Origin of the sequence: Bradyrhizobium sp. 199 (genome assembly GCF_023073355.1) — a bacterium.
Taxonomy (GTDB): domain Bacteria; phylum Pseudomonadota; class Alphaproteobacteria; order Rhizobiales; family Xanthobacteraceae; genus Bradyrhizobium.
On sequence record NZ_JADPJI010000006.1, the window covers coordinates 152,343 to 171,581 of the forward strand.

General features: G+C 63.9%; 17 protein-coding genes. 7 read left to right on the plus strand and 10 right to left on the minus strand.

Features of this window, described 5'->3' with window-relative positions; translation table 11 throughout:
- Position 1: 1 nt before the first annotated feature.
- The gene (locus IVB28_RS21130) at positions 2-412 is read right to left on the minus strand and encodes a (deoxy)nucleoside triphosphate pyrophosphohydrolase (RefSeq protein ID WP_247528777.1); all 411 of its coding nucleotides are present in this window, start codon (positions 410-412) and stop codon (positions 2-4) included.
- Between the two features lie 143 nt (positions 413-555).
- Between IVB28_RS21130 and IVB28_RS21135 the strand changes: the two genes are divergently transcribed.
- Positions 556-1,908: a TadE/TadG family type IV pilus assembly protein gene (locus IVB28_RS21135; protein WP_247528779.1), complete on the plus strand. Its 1,353-nt coding sequence runs from the start codon at positions 556-558 to the stop codon at positions 1,906-1,908.
- A 135-nt stretch (positions 1,909-2,043) separates the two neighbouring features.
- On the opposite strand, the gene argJ is transcribed toward IVB28_RS21135, so the two are convergent.
- Positions 2,044-3,285, minus strand: a complete 1,242-nt coding sequence (argJ, locus tag IVB28_RS21140; protein WP_247528781.1) for a bifunctional glutamate N-acetyltransferase/amino-acid acetyltransferase ArgJ — start codon at positions 3,283-3,285, stop codon at positions 2,044-2,046.
- A 119-nt stretch (positions 3,286-3,404) separates the two neighbouring features.
- Positions 3,405-4,331: a peptidylprolyl isomerase gene (locus IVB28_RS21145; RefSeq protein ID WP_247528784.1), complete on the minus strand. Its 927-nt coding sequence runs from the start codon at positions 4,329-4,331 to the stop codon at positions 3,405-3,407.
- 353 nt (positions 4,332-4,684) lie between these two features.
- Between IVB28_RS21145 and secA the strand changes: the two genes are divergently transcribed.
- Positions 4,685-7,525: a preprotein translocase subunit SecA gene (gene secA / locus IVB28_RS21150; protein ID WP_247528786.1), complete on the plus strand. Its 2,841-nt coding sequence runs from the start codon at positions 4,685-4,687 to the stop codon at positions 7,523-7,525.
- 359 nt (positions 7,526-7,884) lie between these two features.
- Positions 7,885-8,289, plus strand: coding sequence for a DUF6006 family protein (locus IVB28_RS21155; protein WP_247528787.1), 405 nt, complete (start codon positions 7,885-7,887; stop codon positions 8,287-8,289).
- A gap of 398 nt (positions 8,290-8,687) precedes the next feature.
- Here IVB28_RS21155 and IVB28_RS21160 read toward each other — a convergent pair whose 3' ends face one another.
- The 5 genes from IVB28_RS21160 to IVB28_RS21180 all read right to left on the minus strand — a co-directional run bounded on the left by IVB28_RS21160 (position 8,688) and on the right by IVB28_RS21180 (position 14,546).
- A complete protein-coding gene (locus IVB28_RS21160; protein ID WP_247528789.1) occupies positions 8,688-10,196 on the minus strand; it encodes a murein L,D-transpeptidase family protein in 1,509 nt (502 codons plus the stop codon).
- Between the two features lie 526 nt (positions 10,197-10,722).
- Positions 10,723-11,685 carry an acetyl-CoA carboxylase carboxyltransferase subunit alpha gene (locus tag IVB28_RS21165; RefSeq protein ID WP_247528790.1) on the minus strand — a complete coding sequence of 321 codons (963 nt, stop codon included), beginning with the start codon at positions 11,683-11,685 and terminating at the stop codon, positions 10,723-10,725.
- A 312-nt stretch (positions 11,686-11,997) separates the two neighbouring features.
- A complete protein-coding gene (xerD, locus tag IVB28_RS21170; protein ID WP_247528792.1) occupies positions 11,998-12,966 on the minus strand; it encodes a site-specific tyrosine recombinase XerD in 969 nt (322 codons plus the stop codon).
- Between the two features lie 84 nt (positions 12,967-13,050).
- Positions 13,051-13,458 carry a nuclear transport factor 2 family protein gene (locus tag IVB28_RS21175; RefSeq protein ID WP_247528793.1) on the minus strand — a complete coding sequence of 136 codons (408 nt, stop codon included), beginning with the start codon at positions 13,456-13,458 and terminating at the stop codon, positions 13,051-13,053.
- Positions 13,459-13,505: 47 nt separating this feature from the next.
- Positions 13,506-14,546 carry an aldehyde reductase gene (locus IVB28_RS21180; RefSeq protein ID WP_247528794.1) on the minus strand — a complete coding sequence of 347 codons (1,041 nt, stop codon included), beginning with the start codon at positions 14,544-14,546 and terminating at the stop codon, positions 13,506-13,508.
- Between the two features lie 95 nt (positions 14,547-14,641).
- Between IVB28_RS21180 and IVB28_RS21185 the strand changes: the two genes are divergently transcribed.
- Positions 14,642-15,238: a TetR/AcrR family transcriptional regulator gene (locus IVB28_RS21185; RefSeq protein WP_247528795.1), complete on the plus strand. Its 597-nt coding sequence runs from the start codon at positions 14,642-14,644 to the stop codon at positions 15,236-15,238.
- 17 nt (positions 15,239-15,255) lie between these two features.
- On the opposite strand, the gene IVB28_RS21190 is transcribed toward IVB28_RS21185, so the two are convergent.
- Complete coding sequence (locus IVB28_RS21190) at positions 15,256-15,402, minus strand: hypothetical protein (RefSeq protein WP_063198124.1); 147 nt, start codon at positions 15,400-15,402, stop codon at positions 15,256-15,258.
- A 184-nt stretch (positions 15,403-15,586) separates the two neighbouring features.
- Here IVB28_RS21190 and IVB28_RS21195 point away from each other — a divergent pair, with 184 nt between their 5' ends.
- The 3 genes from IVB28_RS21195 (at position 15,587) to IVB28_RS21205 (ending at position 18,766) form a co-directional block, all read left to right on the plus strand.
- On the plus strand, positions 15,587-16,210 hold the full coding sequence (locus IVB28_RS21195) for a shikimate kinase (RefSeq protein WP_247528796.1): 624 nt from the start codon (positions 15,587-15,589) through the stop codon (positions 16,208-16,210).
- Entirely contained in the window at positions 16,207-17,349 is a 1,143-nt protein-coding gene (gene aroB / locus IVB28_RS21200; protein WP_247528797.1) for a 3-dehydroquinate synthase, read from the plus strand. The genes IVB28_RS21195 and aroB overlap by 4 nt, the downstream gene beginning before the upstream one ends.
- Before the next feature lie 64 nt (positions 17,350-17,413).
- Positions 17,414-18,766, plus strand: coding sequence for a hemolysin family protein (locus IVB28_RS21205; RefSeq protein WP_247528798.1), 1,353 nt, complete (start codon positions 17,414-17,416; stop codon positions 18,764-18,766).
- Between the two features lie 101 nt (positions 18,767-18,867).
- On the opposite strand, the gene IVB28_RS21210 is transcribed toward IVB28_RS21205, so the two are convergent.
- Positions 18,868-19,137: a BolA family protein gene (locus IVB28_RS21210; protein WP_247528799.1), complete on the minus strand. Its 270-nt coding sequence runs from the start codon at positions 19,135-19,137 to the stop codon at positions 18,868-18,870.
- Between the last annotated feature and the right edge of the window lie 102 nt (positions 19,138-19,239).

Genomic DNA, 19,239 nt, shown 5'->3' on the forward strand with positions numbered 1-19,239 from the left:
CTCACATCAACAAATCGATCAAATGCGGGATCAGCGGAATGTCCGCGGGCGGCATCGGATAATCGCGCAGTCTGTTGGCGCGGACCCAGGCTAGAGCCTGGCCTTCACGCGGCGCCACCTGTCCTTCCCAGCGCCGGCAGATATAGAGCGGCATCAGCAGGTGGAAGCTCTCATAGCCGTGGCTGGCGAAGGTCAGCGGCGCGAGGCACGGCTCGGCGACGGTGATGCCGAGCTCCTCGTGGAGCTCGCGGATCAGGCTCTGTTCAGGCCGCTCGCCAGGTTCACACTTGCCGCCGGGAAATTCCCAGAGGCCGGCGAGCGTCTTGCCCTCGGGGCGCTGCGCGATCAGGACGCGCTTGTCGGCATCGACCAGCGCGCAGGCCACCACCAGTGTTAGCTTGAGATCGGCCATGCGTGAAAGTTTCGCTCGCTGTAGATCATCGGTAACTGTTCGTTAACCTGTGACGGCTCGGATTCTTACCGGCTCCCCATAAGTCATATTTAATCAACGGTTCCTAGAGTGGGAACATATTTAAACCATTCCGGGCTCGATCCATGCGCGCTGTGCTTCGCACCACCATCCGCCGGTTCGTTCGCGATCGGCGCGGCAATATCGCGGTGATTTTCGCACTCGCCTGCGTCCCCCTGATCACGGTGGTCGGCTGCGCGGTCGATTATTCCCGCGCGACGCAGATGCGGTCCAAGCTTCAGGCTGCGGCCGACGCCGCCAGTGTCGGTGCGATCGCCAAGGCTTCGCCGGCCTTTGCGGCTGCGGGCGCGATGACGTCGGACGGTGCAATCCCGGCCGGTGTCACCGACGCAAGTAACATCTTCAATGCCAACGTCGCCAACCTGAGCGGCTATACGCTCGACAGCCTCACGCCGACCGTGGTCAAGAAGGGTTCGACAATCATCTCGGCCGTTTCGTTCAGCGGCAGCATCAAGACCATGTTCCTCGGCGTGATCGGCAAGACCGCCCTGACGGCGAGCGGCACGTCGATGGCGACGGCCACCATGCCGCTCTATGTCGACTTCTACCTGCTGCTGGACAATTCGCCGTCGATGGGCGTGGCGGCGACGCCGGCCGACGTCACCAAGCTGGTCAATGCGACCACCGGCAGCAGCTTCAAACCCAACGACCAGTGCGCCTTCGCCTGTCACGACTACAACGACCCCGACAACTACTACAATCTGGCCAAGAGCATTGGCGTGACCACGCGGATCGATGTGCTGCGTAGCGCGACGCAATCGCTGATGGACACTGCTGCCGCGAGCCAGACCTATTCGAACCAGTTCCGCATGGCGATCTACGATTTCGGCGCGGCGTCGAAGACAATCGGCTTGCGTGCGCTGTTCCCGTTGTCCTCGAATTTGTCGAGCGCGAAGACGGCGGCTGGCAACATCGACCTGATGGGCGTCTACGGCAACAACGACAGCTATACCAAGGATCAGGACACGCAGTTCACTGACATCTTTCCGGCCATCAACAACGAGATACCCAATCCCGGAAGCGGTCAATCCAACGCTCCCCTGAAGTATCTCTTCTTCGTTTCCGACGGTGTCGCCGACGAAAGCAATAAGGGCTGTTTGAAGCCGCTTTCTGGCTCCTCGCGGTGCCAATCCCCGCTCAACCCTGTGCTCTGCAAGACAATGAAGGACCGCGGCGTCAAGGTCGCCGTGCTGTACACGACCTATCTCGCGCTGCCCACCAACGGCTGGTACAAGAAATGGATCGATCCGTTCAATGCCGGCCCCTATGGCCCGTCGCCGAATAGCGAGATCGCACAGAACATGCAGAGCTGCGCTTCGCCGGGCCTGTATTTCGAGGTGAGCCCGACCGACGGCATCTCGGACGCGATGAATGCGCTGTTCAAGAAAGCGGTCGCGGACGCGCGGATCTCGGGGTAGGCCAGAGGCATTATTCCGGGGCGATGCGCTTGCATCGAACCATGCTGCGCGGTCGCGCACCAGGGAATCTCAAGCGGCATAACTTCCGGATTCCGGGCCCTCGCTTCGCGAGCCCCGGAATGACAGCCGTGGAGATTACGACCTGTAGTCCCCGTTGATCGCGACATATTCCTTGGTGAGGTCGCAGGTCATGACGCGGTCGCGGCCCTTGCCGAGGCCGAGCGAGACCTTGATCGCGATCTCCGGCGCCTTCATCGCTTCCGACACCTGAGCCTCGTCATAGTCGGGATCGCGCGCGCCGCTCCTGGCGACGCGGATGCCGTTGAAGGAGATCGAGAGCTTGTCGCGGTCGGCCGGCTCGCCGGCCTTGCCGACTGCCATCACCACGCGGCCCCAATTGGCGTCCTCGCCGGCGATCGCGGTCTTGACCAGCGGCGAGTTCGCGATCGACATCGCGATCTTGCGTGCCGAGGCCTTGGTCTTGGCGCCCTCGACCGTGATCTCGACCAGCTTGCGCGCGCCCTCGCCGTCGCGCGCCACCTGCTCGGCGAGGTTGGCGAGCACCTGGTTGAACGCCCTGACGAAGGCCTTCAGGCGCGGATCGCTCGCGCGGCTGATCTTGGGTGCCCCTTGCTCGGCGGCAGCGCCGGTGGCGAAGGCCAGCAATGTGTCCGAAGTCGAGGTGTCGCCATCGATCGTCACGGCGTTGAAGGTGTCCTCGACGCCGGCCTTGAGCAGCGCCTGCAGTGCGGCGGGCGCAATCGGCGCGTCCGTGAAGATGAAGGACAGCATCGTCGCCATGTCGGGGGCGATCATGCCGGCGCCCTTGGCCATGCCGTTGATGGTGACCTTGGCCTTGCCGAGCTTGACGGTCGCAGTCGCAACCTTCGGGAACGTGTCGGTGGTCATGATCGCCTTGGCCGCGGCGAGATAGTCGCCGGGTTCGGCAGCTTCAGCCAGCCGGCCCAGTACGCCGTCGAACTTGGTCGCGTCCAGCGGCTCGCCGATCACACCGGTCGAGGCCAGGAAGATCTCGCCCTCGCTGCATCCGACGGCCTTGGCCGCGATCTTGGCGGTCAGCGCGCTGGAGGCGCGGCCGGTCTTGCCGGTGAAGGCATTGGCGTTGCCGGAATTGACGACGAGGGCGCGTGCCTTGCCGCCCTTCAGCTTGGCGCGGCACCATTCCACGGGGGCGGAGGGGCACTTCGATTTGGTGAAGACGCCGGCGACCGCGGTGCCCTTGTCCATCACGGCGAGCAGGACGTCGGTGCGGTTCTTGTAGCGGATGCCGGCCTCGGCCGTCGCAAGACGGACGCCCGCGATCACGGGCATGTCGGGAACGTTCTTCGGGGCGAGCGGAGAGACGGAGGAGGACATCGCGGGAGCCTTGGTGGGGTCTGGATATGCAGATGCCCGGCACGGGGGCCGGGCATCACGATAGGTTAGATACTCTTGGCGTCAGCGAAGTGACAGCGAATTCTTGCTTCTTCGTGGTCTTACTTCTTGGCAGGCGGAGCCATCTTGCTGTCGGACGGCTTGGCTGCGTCGGCCGGCTTCGCATCCTTCGACGCGTCCGCCGCCGGCTGGTCCAGCCGCTCGACCTTGGCCTCCGCGCGCAGCTTGGCCACATACTCGGCCTGCGCCTTGCGGGTGACGTAGCTCTCGATCTGGGTCTTGACCTGCTCGAAGTCCGGCGCCTTGCGGCTGCGCTTTTCCTCAACCTTGATGATGTGCCAGCCGAATTGCGACTTCACGGGGTCCGAGATCTTGCCGGGCTCCAGCGCGAAGGCGACGGTCGAGAATTCCGGCACCATCTGCTCCTTGGTGAAGAAGCCGAGGTCGCCGCCGTCGGCCGAGCCCGGATCCTTGGACTTCTTCTTGGCCAGCTCGGCGAAATCGGCGCCCTTGTCGAGCTCGGCCTTCACCGCCTTGGCCTCGTCCTCGGTCTCGACCAGGATGTGGCGGGCGTGCACCTCCTGCTCGCCGGTGATCTGCTTTGAGGCCTCCTCATAGACCTTCTTCATGGCGTCGGGGGTGGTGGCCGCCTTGCCCTCGCCCGCGAGCAGGCTGTCCATCAGAAGCCGGTTGCGGGCGAACGCCAGGCGCTTCTTGAACTCCTCGTTGTCGGCGACCTTCTTGTCCTCGGCAGCCTTGCTGACGATTTTCATGTCGATCAGGAACGACAGGACGTTCTCGTCCTTGGTCGCCGGATCCATCTGGGCGAGGCTCGCCCCGAGTTCCTCCTCGGCCATGGCGACGTCACTCTTCTTGATTTCCGCGCCATTGACCTTCGCCAGCACCGGATCGTCGGCGGCCCGGAGCGGGCCCGCGAACGCCAGGGACAGCGCCAGAGCGAGGCTGCCAGCCAGGGCGGACGCACGGCGAAAACGCTGGCCGGTGGTTACCGGGAACGAGGTGGTCATGGAAAATCCTTATGTTGAAGCAGGGGGCTGCTCGAGCGGGGCGGACACTCGCCCAATTCAGGGGGCCTTGGCAACGCGAAAAGTCTGTCAAAATGATGAATTAGCCGCGATGCGCCCGCCGTTGACAAGGCCCTGACCGGGCCATATCTCTGCCCGGTCGCGACCATGGCGATGGCGTTTATTTTGCTGCGTTTTTGGCCGTTGAACCCAGACTTGCCCAATTCCCACCCATATGGCGGATGACCCCCGCAGTCCGGGCTCTGACGCCGCGAGGCGTCACGGTGAGTTGATGGGCAGGCGGGTGACAACTTCTTAGGCCCAACGCGGTTGAATCGCGAACACAGGAACTAGGCATGATCGGCGCGCTCGCCCGCAAGTTTTTCGGCTCCGCCAACGACCGGCGGGTGAAGGGATATCAGTCCCGCGTCAACGCGATCAACGCGCTGGAGGGAGAGGTTTCCAAACTCTCCGACGAGGCGCTCAAGGCCCGCACCGACGATTTCAAGAAGCAGCTCGCCGAGGGCAAGACGCTCGACGACCTGCTTGTCCCCGCCTTCGCGACCGTGCGCGAGGCCGCCAAGCGCACGCTCGGGCAGCGCCATTTCGACGTCCAGCTGATCGGCGGCATGGTGCTGCATGAGGGCGACATCGCCGAGATGAAGACCGGCGAAGGCAAGACGCTGGTCGCGACCCTCGCGGTCTATCTCAACGCGCTCGCCGGCAAGGGCGTCCACGTCGTCACCGTCAACGACTACCTCGCCCGCCGCGACTCCAGCTGGATGGGCCAGATCTACGGCTTCCTCGGCATGACCACCGGCGTGATCGTGCACGGTCTCGATGATGCCGAGCGCAAGGCCGCCTATGCCTGCGACATCACCTACGGCACCAACAACGAATACGGCTTCGACTATCTGCGCGACAACATGAAGTACCGGCTCGAGGACATGGTCCAGCGGCCGCACTTCTTCGCCATCGTCGACGAGGTCGACTCCATCCTGATCGACGAGGCGCGCACGCCGCTGATCATCTCCGGTCCGCTCGACGACCGCTCCGACTTCTACAACACCATCGACGGCTTCCTGCCCAAGCTCGACAAGACCGACTACGATGTCGACGAGAAGCAGCGCACGGTGACGCTGACCGAAGCCGGCATGGAAAAAATCGAGACCCTGCTGCGCGATGCCGGCCAGCTCAAGGGCGAGTCGCTCTACGACGTCGAGAACGTCTCCGTCGTGCACCACATCAACCAGGCGCTGCGCGCCCACACGCTTTTCACGCGCGACAAGGACTACATCGTTCGCGACGACGAGGTCATCATCATCGACGAGTTCACCGGACGCATGATGCAGGGCCGCCGCTATTCCGAAGGTCTGCATCAGGCGCTGGAAGCCAAGGAGCATGTGCAGGTTCAGCCGGAGAACCAGACCCTGGCCTCGATCACCTTCCAGAACTATTTCCGGATGTACGAAAAGCTCGCCGGCATGACCGGTACGGCGTTGACCGAAGCCGACGAGCTCTTCGACATCTACAAGCTCGAGGTCGTGGAAATCCCGACCAACGTGCCGATCGGCCGCCTCGACGAGGACGACGAGGTTTATCGCACCCACAAGGAAAAATACTCGGCCATTCTCGCCGAGATCGAGCGCGCCAATTCGCGGCTGCAGCCGGTGCTGGTCGGCACCGCGTCGATCGAGAAGTCGGAAGTGTTGGCCGAGTTTCTGAAGCAGAACGGCTACAAGCAGATCGATTTCGGCAAGGAGAACGCGCTCGACAAGCTTTACGCGGCCGCCCGCGCCGGCAAACCGGCCAAACTGTTCGCGGTGCTGAATGCGCGCTTCCACGAGCAGGAAGCCTATATCGTCGCGGAAGCCGGCGTGCCCGGCGCGATCACGATCGCGACCAACATGGCCGGCCGCGGTACCGACATCAAGCTCGGCGGCTCGCTTGAGATGCGCATCCCGAAGGAGACCGCGGGCATCGAAGACGAGGCCGAGAAGGCCAGGAAGATCGAGCAGATCAAGGCCGACGTCGAGCGCTTCCGCGAGATCGTGCTGAAGGCCGAAGAGATCGTCGAGATCGAGCCGGCGAAGGGCAACAAGCCCGCCAAGACCGTGACGAAGCCCGGCGGCCTCTACATCATGGGCTCCGAGCGGCACGAATCCCGCCGCATCGACAACCAGCTGCGCGGCCGTTCCGGCCGTCAGGGCGACCCTGGCCGCTCGAAGTTCTTCCTGTCGCTGGAAGACGATCTGATGCGCATCTTCGGCTCGGATCGCCTCGACAGCATGCTGCAGCGTCTCGGCCTGCAAGAGGGCGAGGCCATCATCCATCCCTGGATCAACAAGGCCCTGGAGAAGGCGCAGCAGAAGGTCGAGGCGCGCAACTTCGACATCCGCAAGAACCTGCTCAAGTTCGACAACGTCCAGAACGACCAGCGCAAGGTGATCTTCGACCAGCGCGTCGAACTGATGAAGGACGAGAGCGTCGCCGAGACCGTCACCGACATGCGCCATGCCTTCATCGACGACCTCGTCGCCAAGCACGTGCCCGAGCATGCCTATGCCGAGCAGTGGGACGTCGCGGGCCTTAAGGAAGAGCTGAAGCGCGTGCTCGATCTCGACCTGCCGGTCGACGACTGGGCCAAGGAAGAAGGCATCGCCGACGAGGAGTTGCTGAGCCGCATCGAGACCAGGGCCGACGAGCACATGGCCGCCAAGGTGGCGCAATGGGGCCCCGACGTGATGCGTTACGTCGAGAAGACCATTTTGCTCCAGACCCTCGACCATCTCTGGCGCGAGCATCTGATCATGCTCGACCATCTGCGCCAGGTCATCGGCCTGCGCGGTTACGGCCAGCGCGATCCGTTGCAGGAGTACAAGACCGAGGCTTTCAATCTCTTCCAGGAGATGAGCGCTCATCTGCGCGAGGCCGTCACGGCGCAGCTGATGCGCGTCGAGATCGTCCCGCCGGAGCAGGAAGCCCCGGTCCTGCCGCCGATGGAGGCGCATAAGTTCGACCCGAACACCGGCGAGGACGAGATGGCGCTCGCCAGCGTCACGCTCGGCGCTCAGGCCTCCGACGCCGCGCTGCGCGATCCCAAGAACCCCGCCAGCTGGGGCAAGGTCGGCCGCAACGAGGACTGTCCGTGCGGCTCTGGCAAGAAGTACAAGCACTGCCACGGGCGGTATGCCTGATCGATGATCTCAATACCTGGCGAACTCGCGGTGCCGTATCGGCCTGCGCGTTCGCGAGGGGTTGAAATGCGTCCGATCCATGTGGTGCCTGCTGATCTTCAGGTGCATCCCGAATGGTAGACGCACGCCATTGAGGATGGCTGCCTCACCCGTTCATCAGCCCCGTGAGAAGCCTGCTCCGGCTGCGCAGCTGCAGCCCGGAAAGCCGATGGTCAAAGCGCGGCATCGCGTCTCGGAGAACGCCTGCGGGTAGATCATTCAAACTTTTGCTACTGCTCATTGTGATCTGGATCACCTCTACTGAGATCAATCCATGTTTTGATTGAATCGCACGGGGGCCGAAAATTGGGAGCCAGACAATGTCCAGACGCGCGCTGCCAACCACCTTTTGTGTTCTTGCCCTGAGTTTCTACGCTTGCGGTCCTGCCCCTGCGAGCCAAGTGGGCGGATGGTGGGGCGGAACATGGTCGTGCAACATAGACGGCCGGCCGGCCCGAATGAAATGGGCCGCCGTTGATGACAGTCAGACAAGCTGCGACGGCGACACTTGCACCACCAGTTCGGGAGCACGCTGGGCAGGCAGCTTCTCGGACAATGGCTCGCGATGGGTGAAGTTGACCGATCCGCGCAGCGGAGCGCAGGGCGGCGTCTACTTCAACCATGCCGACGGCAATAAATGGTATTTGGCCAAACCGGTCAGCAACAAGGCCGCGGGCTGGACGACATGGAACGGCCAACGCTATCGCCTCTCGTGCTGGCGATGATGCAATCATGCGGCGCCTGCTCATTGTCCGCCCGGACTCGAGGGAAGGCGCAGCAGAAGGTCGAGGCGCGCCAATCAAAGTCCAATGCAAGAAAAACCCTGAACACGATCGGCCAGCCGCAAGTCGCGCAACTGTACGGGCACATACAAGATAACGAGAACGGTCTCTTTAGTAACCCTGGGGAGCTATTCAGCCCCGGCTCTTGAGTTGCAGCGCGCCAACCAAAATATTCGGCTCATGTCCGGGGACGAGTTGATCAAGCTGATCTTCGATCATTACGAAGAGTTTGAGCCAAGGTATAGAATGCTGTTGCCGCTGAAGCGAACGTATGTGGTGGCAACGGACGATGATGGACTAAGCGAATAGCGTACGGGCAATCGGCTTGGCTAACGCCGCGTCTACTTCATCGCCCCAAACCGGCTGTCGAACGAGTTCGACTGCACCACGGGCGCGGCGCCCATGATCTGCGTCGCTTCACCCGCACCATCGCTCACTGACGGCTTCAGCGCCGCGCGCGTCTGGGCAAGGCGCGTGTCGGGCTTTGCCGGCTCGGCAGGCTTGGCGGCCACGGCAGCCTTCGGAGCTTCCTTCGCCGAATCCTTGGACTTGTCATGCCCCGGCACGAACCGGGTTACGGCGGCCTTGAGCCGCGACGCTGCGGTGGTCGGCGTCGGTGTCGTGGTGGCCGGCGCCACGGACGCCGTGGCTTGCGGCGGCGGGGTGGCGGCCGTGGTGTCGGATGAGCCCATGCCCATCTTGCGGCCGAGATTCGAGAAGAACCCGCCTTGGGGTTTCTCGGCAGGCTGAGCCGTGGCGACGCGGGTGTTGGCCGCGGGCGCGCTGACGGCGACCACCGGCTCTTCCTGCGGCGCGGGCGCGGACGCCGCGCTGTCGAGATTCGGCTTGGGCGGATTGACGTGGCTGGGGATCGTGCCCGGCGCCTTCGCCATTGCCAGCATCTGCAGCGTGTTGCCCTCGGCACCCTCGGACAGGCCAGTCGAGCCTTCCGGAATCTTCGCGGCGAAGATCTTGTGCATGCCGCCGTCGATGCCGGTGTTCATGCGCGCCACCGGCGTGCCCTTGGCGATGAGCCTGGCGTAGTCCGCCTCGTCCTTGGCTTGCTTGCCCCGCACGGCGGCGACGATGTCCTCGGGGATCACATAGGCCGGGCACTTTGCCGAGGCGTCGAACACCGGATCGCGCTTCGCGTCGGGCGGCTTCGTCGCGTCGAAGACGTACTTCTTCTCGCAGAAATCGACCTTCGGCTCCTGCCGCGTCACCTCGAAATGATCATAGCCTTCCTTGATCATCTTCCAGAACGGCATGTTCGGATTGTTCCGGTGCTTGGCCATGTTCACCGGTGTCATCTTGAACGGATAGGCCTGCAGCTGGAACGCCTTCTGGCCGCCGAAGAAGGATTCGCGCCCGAGCGAATAGATCTCCGCGATCTGCTCGTCCGTCATCGCGTAACAGCCGCGCGAGGAGCAGTCGCCATGCACCATCAGCTGCGAGCCGGTGCGTCCAAGCGCCTTGTCGAACGCGTTCGGATAGCCGGTGTTGAAGGAGAGGTAATAGGCCGATTGCGGATTCATCTGACTCGGGTTGATCGAGTAGAAACCTTCCGGCGCCTGACGGTCGCCTTCGCGCACCTTGGGGCCGAGGTCGCCCGACCAGCGGCAGATCGGATAGGTCTTGAGCAGCGCAAACTGGCCGCTGCGGGTCTGCTTCCAGACCTCGAGCTCGGCCTCCTGCTTGAAGAGGCGGACCAGGATCGGCGATTGCAGATCCATGTCCTTCTCGGCCATCGCGGCGAGAAGCTTCGGCGGCACCGGCTGGTTGGCCTTGGCGTTGGTCGCGAGCGAGACCTGGTCGGTGTCGCAGCCGGCCAGCAGAACGCCAGCCGTCATCAGCGCAACCGAAGTCAAAAGCGCGCGAGCAAGCGAACGAGAAATCAAGATGGACCCCACACCGTGCCGGGCAGAGAGCGCGAACCCCAATTCGTTTGGAGCATGATCCGACCGGACAACCGGACCCATCGTGACGGGCTTTTCAGCTCATGCTCCAGCGCTTGTGCCCTGAAGCCATTAATTAAAATTCTAACCTCTGGGTCATCTGGTCGCAACCCGAGCGGGGATCACGAGCCCGTTGGCCCATCGGCATGGTCAACGAAGACTAAATGGACGCGACTTTGGGCTTTACTTGGGCTTTTGGGCCCAACCCCGACTGAGATCGCTGATTTGGGCAAAAAAAGGGTTAACGCGGGGTTACCGGGGGGCAGTCTCTCGTGCCCCGGACGCGGCGCAGCGCTCCTTCAGCGGTGCGCTGCAGAGCCGGGGCCCATGCTGAAGGCGAACTGTGGAGCCTTCCGCGTCCCGGCTGTGCGCCGCAGCGTTTCACGCCGCACTGCGTCCGGGACACGCAAACCCGGCCGAATCAGCCCAGTTTCCGGCCGATATCGAGGAATTTCTGCCGGCGCTGCTTGCGGACGGCGTCGCCGTCGAGGCCGCGCATCTCGTCAAAGGCCTTGGCGATGGCATCGCCCGTGGTGGCGATCATGGCGGCGGGGTCGCGGTGGGCGCCCCCGACCGGCTCCTTCAAAATGCTGTCGATCACGCCGAAGCGGAGCATGTCCTGGGCCGTGATCTTCATGTTGTTGGCGGCTTCCTGCGCCTTGGTGCCGTCGCGCCAGAGGATCGAGGACGCGGCCTCGGGCGAGATCACGCTGTAGATCGCGTGCTCCAGCATCAACACCTTGTTGGCGGTGGTGATGGCGATGGCGCCGCCCGACATGCCCTCGCCGGTGATGATCGCGACATTCGGCACGGTCAGCGCCAGGCACGCGTCGGTCGAGCGCGCGATCGCCTCGGCCTGGCCCCGCTCCTCGGCGCCGATGCCGGGATAGGCGCCGGCGGAATCGGCGAGCGACAGCACGGGGAGGCCGAACCGCTCGGCCATCTCCATCAGCCGCACGCATTTGCGATAGCCTTCGGGCCGCGCCATGCCGAAATTATGCCGGATGCGGCTCTCGGTGGAATCGCCCTTTTCCTGGCCCATCACGCAGATCGCCTCGCCGCGGAAGCGGCCGAAGCCGGCGACCAGCGCCTCGTCCTCGCCGAACTTGCGGTCGCCGGCGAGCGGGGTGAATTCGGTGATCAGGCCCTTGATGAAGTCGTTGAAATGCGGCCGCTGCGGATGCCGCGCGACCAGCGTCTTCTGCCACGGCGTCAGGTTCTGATAGAGGTCGGCCAGCGCCTGCGCCGCCTTGTCCTCGATGCGCGAGACCTCCTCGGCGATGTCGGTGCCGGAGGCCGCCATGACCCTGAGCTCATCGAGCTTGGAATCGAGCTCGGCGACGGGCTTTTCGAAGTCGAGATAGCTGCGCATCTGGTCTTGCATCAACTCAATATAGGGAGGACGGGGCGAGGCGGCGAAGCGGATTTCAATCTGCGGAGAGAAGCTTAGCTTCTTCAATGGGTTGGCTTGTGTACTGCGAGCGGGCCCGCCAAATCATGCGAAAGGCCCCGGCTCTTTCTGCGGAGATGTGGCCGAAGTCAAGGCGGTTTCGGGCGATCTCGGCTGGCTCTGGTGTCCCGGACGCGCTGCAGCGCTTCTATAGCGCTGCTGCGCAGAGCCGGGACCCAGCGAGCGGCATGGGCCCCGGCTCTGCAGCACATCGTTTCACGCTGCGATGCGTCCGGGGCACGAGCCCTACTTCTCCGCCAGCGGATGCAGGTCGCGCACCAGGCTCTTCAGCCGTTCCTCGACCACATGGGTGTAGATCTGGGTCGTGGAAATATCGGTGTGGCCGAGCAGGGTCTGCACGATGCGTAGGTCCGCACCATTGTGCAGGAGGTGGCTGGCGAAGGCATGGCGCAGCACGTGCGGGGATACCAGCCGGGCCTGCAGGCCCGAGGCGACCGCGAGCTCTTTGAGGTCGCGGGCAAAATGCTGCCGCGTCAGATGTCCGCTCTCCCCGAACGAGGGGAACAGCCATTTCGAGGCGACGAGGCCGTTCTTCTTATCGCTCTTGTTGTCGGTCTTGGCAGCCTCCGTCGCCGCGAGATAATCCGCCATCGCCTGCCGCGAGGCCTCGTTGAGCGGCACCAGGCGCTCCTTGTTGCCCTTGCCGCGCACGACGATCATGCGGGCGTCGCGCTTGGCCGCCGAGCGCGGCAGCGCCACCAGCTCGGAGACGCGCAGGCCGGTGGCGTAGAGCACCTCGAGCAGGCAATAGAGCCGCAAGCTCCGTAGCCGCTTTGCAGGCGAGGCATCCCCCGCCTCGCTTAATTCCTTGGCGCGGCGGAGCATGCGGTCGACATCGGCGATCGACAGCACCTTTGGCAGGCCGCGGCCGCGCTTGGGGCCGGACAGGATCGCGGCGGGGTCTTCGCTGCGGATGCGTTCGTTGAGAAGAAAGCGATAGAGATGCCGCATCGCCGATAGCCGGCGGGCGACACTGGTGGATTTGAAGCCGCGGGTGTCGAGATCGGCGAGATAGTCGCGCAAGGTCTGCGTTTCGGCATCCGCAAAGCTGTGGCCGACGCGGCCCAGGAATTCCGAGAAATCGGTGAGGTCGCGGCGATAGGCATCGAGCGTATTGGGCCCGGCGCCCTGTTCCGCCGCGAGCATGTCGAGGAAAAGGCCGGTGAGCTTGGTGTCGGAGGGCGAGGTGGGCATGCCCTGGAGCCTAGCGCCTATATCTTGAGAAACTCACCAGCAATGTCGCGCTGTCGGTACGCACCCGACGCCTCGTCGACGTTCCTACTGCCTGGCACTGATCGCCGTCGCCTGCGACCAGACCACCATCCAGCGCCCGTCGCGGCGCTCGTAAGTGTCGGTGTGCCAATAATCCGCTGGGGCAACGCGATTGCCAGCGAAAACGATCTCCAGCCTGGCGCGATATCGGATCACGGCGTGATCACCCTGCTGTCGGACGGCGATCGCGCCGGGTTCCCACATCAGATACTTGATCTGCCCGCTCCGGATGCCGCCAAGATATTCGTCTTTGGACAGCGGCATGCCGATCGGCGTGATCAATTGAAACTCCGGTGCGTGGAGCGGTCCAGCAGCGTCCATGTCCCCATCGACCAGCGCACGCAGCCGCGCCTGTTCGGTGTTGCGGATGTGCTCGGCTTGCGGCGAGTCCATGTCAGTCGCATGCGTCGTCATTGTGTGGTTCTCCGGATCTGCAAGAGTGGGCGAGGGGGCCAGCCGTGCTACGGCGTGGCGATCAAGCGATGGTCGATCAGGCTCTGGGCGCTGGAACGGATGCAGTCCTCGTCGGGCCGTGGACTCCAGTTCAGCACGCGGCGCGCCTTGGCGGCGCTGACGCTGAGGTCGCGGTCGAGCTCGTGCACGATCATCCGCGAGCGACCGCTGAATGGGGCCAGCGCTCTCACCATCCAGTTCGGCACGTCGCCGCGCGGCAAACGCGCCGCATATTCCGGGAACGCCTTCGTCAGCACCGCGGCCAGGTCCCGCAGCCAGAAAAAGCCTCCGCCGACGATGAAGCGTTCGCCGGCGGCTTCAGGACAGGTCATCGCGCGGATATGGGCGTCGGCGACGTCGCGCACGTCGACGACCGCAAAGCCGAAGCGCGGGACACGCTTCAACTTGCCGCTCATCATCTGCTGGATCAGCCCGACCGACGTGCCGTAATGCGGACCGAGCAGCGGGCCGAAGATCATGCCGGGATTGATCACGCACAGATCGAGGCCGCTATTCCGCGCAAAGCTCCACGCGGCCTGCTCGGCCAGCGTTTTCGATTTGTAATAGGGCGTCGCCCGCGCGTTGGCCGGATCAGTCCAATCTTTCTCGGTGAAGGGAGGCCGGCCGCTGCCGTGATTGGTGGCTGCAATCGAGGATGTCAGCACGACCCGCGCCGCACCAACGTCGTCGGCCGCACGTAGTACCCGCAGCGCACCGTCTCGCGCGGTCCGGATCAGGTCGTCTGCGTCGTCAGGCAATCCCGCCGGAAATGGCGAAGCCGTGTGAATGACGTAGCGACAGCCCCTCAGCGCCTCCTCCCACCCGTCGTCGGCGCCAAGGTCCGCCCGCGCAAAACTGAGCCGCTCGGTCGCGGCGGGCACACTCGCGCAAAGCCGGCTCCGGATCCCCTCGCAAGCGTCCTGGCTGCGGACGGTCCCCCGCACGCGATAGCCTTTCGCCAGCAATTGACGGGCGACATGGCCGCCGAGAAATCCGCCAATCCCGGTTACGAGGACCGTGGCAGCCGGTTGAGGGAGTTGAGGATCCATTGATTTCAAGCCTCTGGTCGAGTTGATTAGACAATTAGACGTTTGATGTCTAACTGTCTTTTGACGATTTGGACCCGGACTGTCAAGATGTCTGAATGAAAGATAGCGGTGACAAGGCTGGGGTTATTCTCGATGCCGCGCTGCCGGTGTTCGTCCGCCACGGTTTCCGCAAGACGTCGATGGCCGACATCGCACGCGCCGCCGGCATCTCGCGCGCGGCGCTCTATTTGAGCTTCGGCAGCAAGGAAGAATTGTTTCGAGCGGGGTCGGAGCGCGCGCATGCCAGGACGATGCGCAGCGTAGAAGCTGCGCTCGCCCGCGACGGCGACGTTTTCAGCCGGATCGCACTGGCGATTGCGGCGTTTCAGCGCGATTTGATCGCGCCGTTCGCAGGCAGTGCGGACGCGGCGGAACTATTCGACGCCAATATGACGCTGGCCAAGGACATCACCCTGGCCGCGCGTGCCCAGCTGGTGGCTATGCTGGCTCGCGCGCTGGCCGATGCGCAAGCAAGCCATGAGATCAGCTTGGACGATCTAAGCGCATCGCCGACTGACATCGCCGGCATCATCGTGGCGGCGATGGAAGGCCTCAAGGAGGCGCAGGCCGCTGGCCAGAATCTTCTCGAGCATACGCAGCTGTTCTTGCGCCTGATGCGTCAGGCCTTGACGCCGAACAGGCGGGTCGGCTGACGGCTCGCAACTGCGGCCTATTTCTTGAGAAACTTATCCGGCGGGATCGTCACTGTCATTTCCCGCGGCTTCGGATTGACGAAGTTCGCCAGCGCGAAGACCACGCCATAGACGATGCCGGCGATCACGGCGACGGCCGTCAGGAAGCGGAACAGGCTGGGCATCGTCTGGGGTCTCTAGAGGGGTCTTGTATAGGGGGCCGGCGGGCAAATTAATCAATGAAATCATCCAACATGTTCGCCGTTTCGTGGCAAGAGTCCTCTGGCGAGGGCCCCGTTGGGGTCGTATAGGTGGCCAAAGCGTGCCGCCTTTGCCGACAGATCGAGCGAGATCCATTCGAGCGTGACAATGTCCGACGCCGCGTTGCCGATACCAGCTTCGTCCGACGCCGACATCCTGTCGGCGCTGGGCGCGCGCTCGATCGTGCTCGTCGGTATGATGGGGGTGGGCAAATCCACCATCGGCCGTCGCATGGCTCTCAGGCTCAAGCTGCCCTTCGTCGATGCCGACACCGAGATCGAGACGTCGGCCCAGATGAGCATCCCGGAGATCTTCGAGCGCCACGGCGAATTGTATTTCCGTGACGGCGAGGCGCGGGTGATCGCGCGGCTGCTCGACGGCGGGCCGGTGGTGCTGGCGACCGGCGGCGGTGCCTTCATGCGCGAGGAAACGCGCGCGCGGATCGCGGCAAAGGCAGTGTCGATCTGGCTCAGGGCGGACCATGACGTCATCATGCGCCGCGTGCGCCGCCGTGCCGATCGTCCGCTGCTCCAGACCGCCGATCCGGAAGGGACGGTGACCCGCCTCCTCACCGAGCGCGAGCCGGTCTACAGCCATGCTGAGATCACCATCGCCTCGCGCGAGGTGCCGCACGACAGAATCGTCGAGGAATGCATCGAGGCGCTGCGCGCCCGTCTTTGCGGCGACCAGGCCGCTCAGCCACCTGCCGACGTTGCGAGTGCCATACGATGACTGCGCCGTTGAAACATTCCGACCCCGTCAATGTCGAGGTCGCGCTGGAGAATCGCGCCTATGACATCGTCATCGGCCGCGGTGTGCTGGCCTCGCTCGGCGAACGTGTCGCGGCCTTGCGTCCGGGCGTGCGCACCGCTGTTGTGACCGATCGCACGGTGGCCAAGCACTGGCTCGAGCCGGCCGAGGCCTCGCTCGCGGCGAGCGGCATCCCGACCTCGCGCATCGTCGTCGAGGAAGGCGAGATCTCCAAGACCTATGCCGGCCTGGAAAAGGTCAGCGAAGCCCTGATCGCCGCGAAGATCGAGCGCAACGATCTCGTCATCGCGCTCGGCGGCGGCGTGGTCGGCGATCTCGCCGGGTTTGCCGCCGCAATCCTGCGCCGCGGCGTCGATTTCGTGCAGGTGCCGACCTCGCTGCTGGCGCAGGTCGATTCATCCGTCGGCGGCAAGACCGGCATCAACTCGCCACAGGGCAAGAACCTGCTAGGGGCCTTTCACCAGCCGGTGCTGGTCATCGCCGACACCGCCGTGCTCGACACGCTATCGCCGCGCCAGTTCCGCGCCGGCTATGCCGAGGTCGCCAAATACGGCGTGCTCGGCGACGAGGCCTTCTTCACCTGGCTTGAAAAGAACCATGCCGACATCTTCAAGGGCGGCGCCGCGCGCGAGCACGCGATCGCGACCTCCTGCCGCGCCAAGGCCGGCGTCGTCTCGCGCGACGAGCGCGAGACCGGCGAGCGCGCGCTGCTCAATCTAGGCCACACCTTCGGTCACGCGCTGGAAGCGGCGACCGGGTTCTCCGACCGCCTGTTCCATGGCGAGGGCGTCGCGATCGGCATGACGCTCGCGGCGCAGTTCTCGGCAAAGCTCGGCCTGATCGGCGAGGCCGGTGCCGCGCGCATTGAGCGGCATCTGATCGAAGCCGGCCTGCCGACACGCTTGCAGGACATCGCGGGCTTTGCGCAGGAAGGGCTTGCCGATGCCGACGCGCTAATGGCGCTGATGGCGCAGGACAAGAAGGTCAAGCGCGGCAAGCTCACCTTCATTTTGCTGGAAGCCGTCGGGCGCGCGGTGATCGCCAAGGATGTCGAGCCGGCCCCGGTGCGCGATTTCCTGCAGTCGAAACTATCGCAGTGATGGTGGGACCGTTCGGTTCGGCCGCCAAAGAGGTGCGCAACGTCAAGGCGGCCGCGAGGCAAACATGAGCTCAATCTCGGTCAATCTGCTGCTTGCGGCGCTCTTGCTCGCCGCCAACGCGTTTTACGTGGCGGCGGAATTTGCGCTGGTGAAGAGCCGCGGCTTTCGCGTCAAGGCCATGGTCGAGCAGAACCGCTTCGGCGCGCGCCTGCTGCAGACCATGATGGGAAACATCGAATCCTATCTCGCCTGCTGCCAACTCGGCATCACCATGGCATCTCTGGGTCTCGGCTGGATCGGAGAGCCGACCGTTTCCGCGCTGCTGAGCCCGGTCCTCCGTCCGCTCGGATTGTCAGAGGCCACGCTGCACTTCACCTCGTTCGTGGCCGGCTTTTTGATTTTCTCCTCGCTGCACATCATCATCGGCGAACAGGTGCCGAAGACGCTTGCAATTCGGGAGCCGATGCCGGTGTCGCAATGGATCGCGTATCCGCTGCACGTCTCCTACCTCGTGTTCTATCCGCTGAGCTGGTCTCTGAACGCGGCTTCGAGCGCGATCCTGCGTATGATCGGGGTCCAGGAGTTTTCGCAGCACGAAATCCTGACGGATTCCGAGATCGAAGGCCTGGTCGAGGAATCGGCCGTGCATGGCAAGATCGAGAGCGGTGAGGCCGAGTATATTCACAATGTCTTCCGCCTTGGCGAACTGACGGTGTCTGACGTGATGGTTCACCGTACCTCTATGGTGATGATCAATGCCGATCTGCCGCCCGAGGAGCTGGTGCGGGAGGTGCTGGCTACCGAATACACCCGCATTCCGCTGTGGCGCGACAAGTCGGAGAACATCATCGGCATTCTGCACGCCAAGGATCTGTTGCGGGCCATCCGCGCGTCGGACGGCGATACCTCGCGCATCGACGTCACCACCATCATGCTGCCGCCCTGGTTCGTGCCGGAAATGCGGCCGATATCCCAGCAGCTGAAGGCGTTCCGGCGCCGCAAGACCCATTTCGCGCTTGTTGTCGACGAGTATGGTGAAGTTGAAGGCCTCGTGACGCTGGAAGACATTCTGGAGGAGATCGTCGGCGATATCTCCGACGAGCATGACGACGTCGTCGCCGGCGTGCGTCGCCAGCCGGACGGTTCGGTCGTGGTCGACGGCTCGGTGCCGATCCGCGACCTCAACCGCGCCATGGATTGGCATCTGCCCGATGAGGAGGCAACGACGGTCGCCGGCCTCGTCATCCACGAGGCGCGCTCGATCCCCGACCGCGGCCAGAGTTTTACGTTCCACGGCTTCCGTTTTCGCGTTCTCCGCCGCGAACGCAACCGCATCACCGCGCTCCGTATTTCACCGGTGCCGCGCGATGCGGAGCTGGAAGACGCCAAGCCGAGGCGGGCCGGGACGTCGTTTTAAGCTCGCTGTCCTCACCGTCATTCCGGGGCGATGCGAAGCATCGAACCTCCGAATCTCGAGATTCCGGATTTGGCTCTTCGAGCCGCCCCGGAATGACTGAGTCAATTTTCCCCCGGCGCCTGCGCCTGGATCGCCAGTGCGTGCACGCTGCCGGCAAGTTCCGCGGCCAGCGCCGCATTTATCATGCGATGGCAGTCGACCCGGCTCTTCCCTTTGAAGGCGGCAGACACGATATACACACGGAAGTGCGTCTCACCGCTCGGCCGATGGCCGGCGTGGCCCTCATGCAGATGTGACTCGTCGACGACTTGCAGGCTTTCGGGCGTGAAAGCTTCCTGCAACTTGTTGCTGATAGTGTCTCTCATAGCCATGTGTGTGCCATCAAGGTGCGCGTTGCCGCTCTGTCAATTGCGTAGGTCGCCTGTGGCGGCCGTTTCCTAAAAACGCCGAAGCGAAGCTTCGGCTACGTGTTT

Bases quoted from the DNA above. Each gene is read 5' to 3' on its own strand.
- argJ (WP_247528781.1), bottom strand. From the start codon at position 3,285: ATGTCCTCCTCCGTCTCTCCGCTCGCCCCGAAGAACGTTCCCGACATG.
- IVB28_RS21135 (WP_247528779.1), top strand. From the start codon at position 556: ATGCGCGCTGTGCTTCGCACCACCATCCGCCGGTTCGTTCGCGATCGG.
- IVB28_RS21155 (WP_247528787.1), top strand. From the start codon at position 7,885: ATGTCCAGACGCGCGCTGCCAACCACCTTTTGTGTTCTTGCCCTGAGT.
- IVB28_RS21130 (WP_247528777.1), bottom strand. From the start codon at position 412: ATGGCCGATCTCAAGCTAACACTGGTGGTGGCCTGCGCGCTGGTCGAT.
- IVB28_RS21160 (WP_247528789.1), bottom strand. From the start codon at position 10,196: ATGACGGCTGGCGTTCTGCTGGCCGGCTGCGACACCGACCAGGTCTCG.
- IVB28_RS21145 (WP_247528784.1), bottom strand. From the start codon at position 4,331: ATGACCACCTCGTTCCCGGTAACCACCGGCCAGCGTTTTCGCCGTGCG.
- aroB (WP_247528797.1), top strand. From the start codon at position 16,207: ATGACTGCGCCGTTGAAACATTCCGACCCCGTCAATGTCGAGGTCGCG.
- IVB28_RS21180 (WP_247528794.1), bottom strand. From the start codon at position 14,546: ATGGATCCTCAACTCCCTCAACCGGCTGCCACGGTCCTCGTAACCGGG.
- IVB28_RS21210 (WP_247528799.1), bottom strand. From the start codon at position 19,137: ATGGCTATGAGAGACACTATCAGCAACAAGTTGCAGGAAGCTTTCACG.
- secA (WP_247528786.1), top strand. From the start codon at position 4,685: ATGATCGGCGCGCTCGCCCGCAAGTTTTTCGGCTCCGCCAACGACCGG.
- IVB28_RS21190 (WP_063198124.1), bottom strand. From the start codon at position 15,402: ATGCCCAGCCTGTTCCGCTTCCTGACGGCCGTCGCCGTGATCGCCGGC.
- xerD (WP_247528792.1), bottom strand. From the start codon at position 12,966: ATGCCCACCTCGCCCTCCGACACCAAGCTCACCGGCCTTTTCCTCGAC.
- IVB28_RS21165 (WP_247528790.1), bottom strand. From the start codon at position 11,685: ATGCAAGACCAGATGCGCAGCTATCTCGACTTCGAAAAGCCCGTCGCC.
- IVB28_RS21175 (WP_247528793.1), bottom strand. From the start codon at position 13,458: ATGACGACGCATGCGACTGACATGGACTCGCCGCAAGCCGAGCACATC.
- IVB28_RS21185 (WP_247528795.1), top strand. From the start codon at position 14,642: ATGAAAGATAGCGGTGACAAGGCTGGGGTTATTCTCGATGCCGCGCTG.
- IVB28_RS21195 (WP_247528796.1), top strand. From the start codon at position 15,587: ATGTCCGACGCCGCGTTGCCGATACCAGCTTCGTCCGACGCCGACATC.
- IVB28_RS21205 (WP_247528798.1), top strand. From the start codon at position 17,414: ATGAGCTCAATCTCGGTCAATCTGCTGCTTGCGGCGCTCTTGCTCGCC.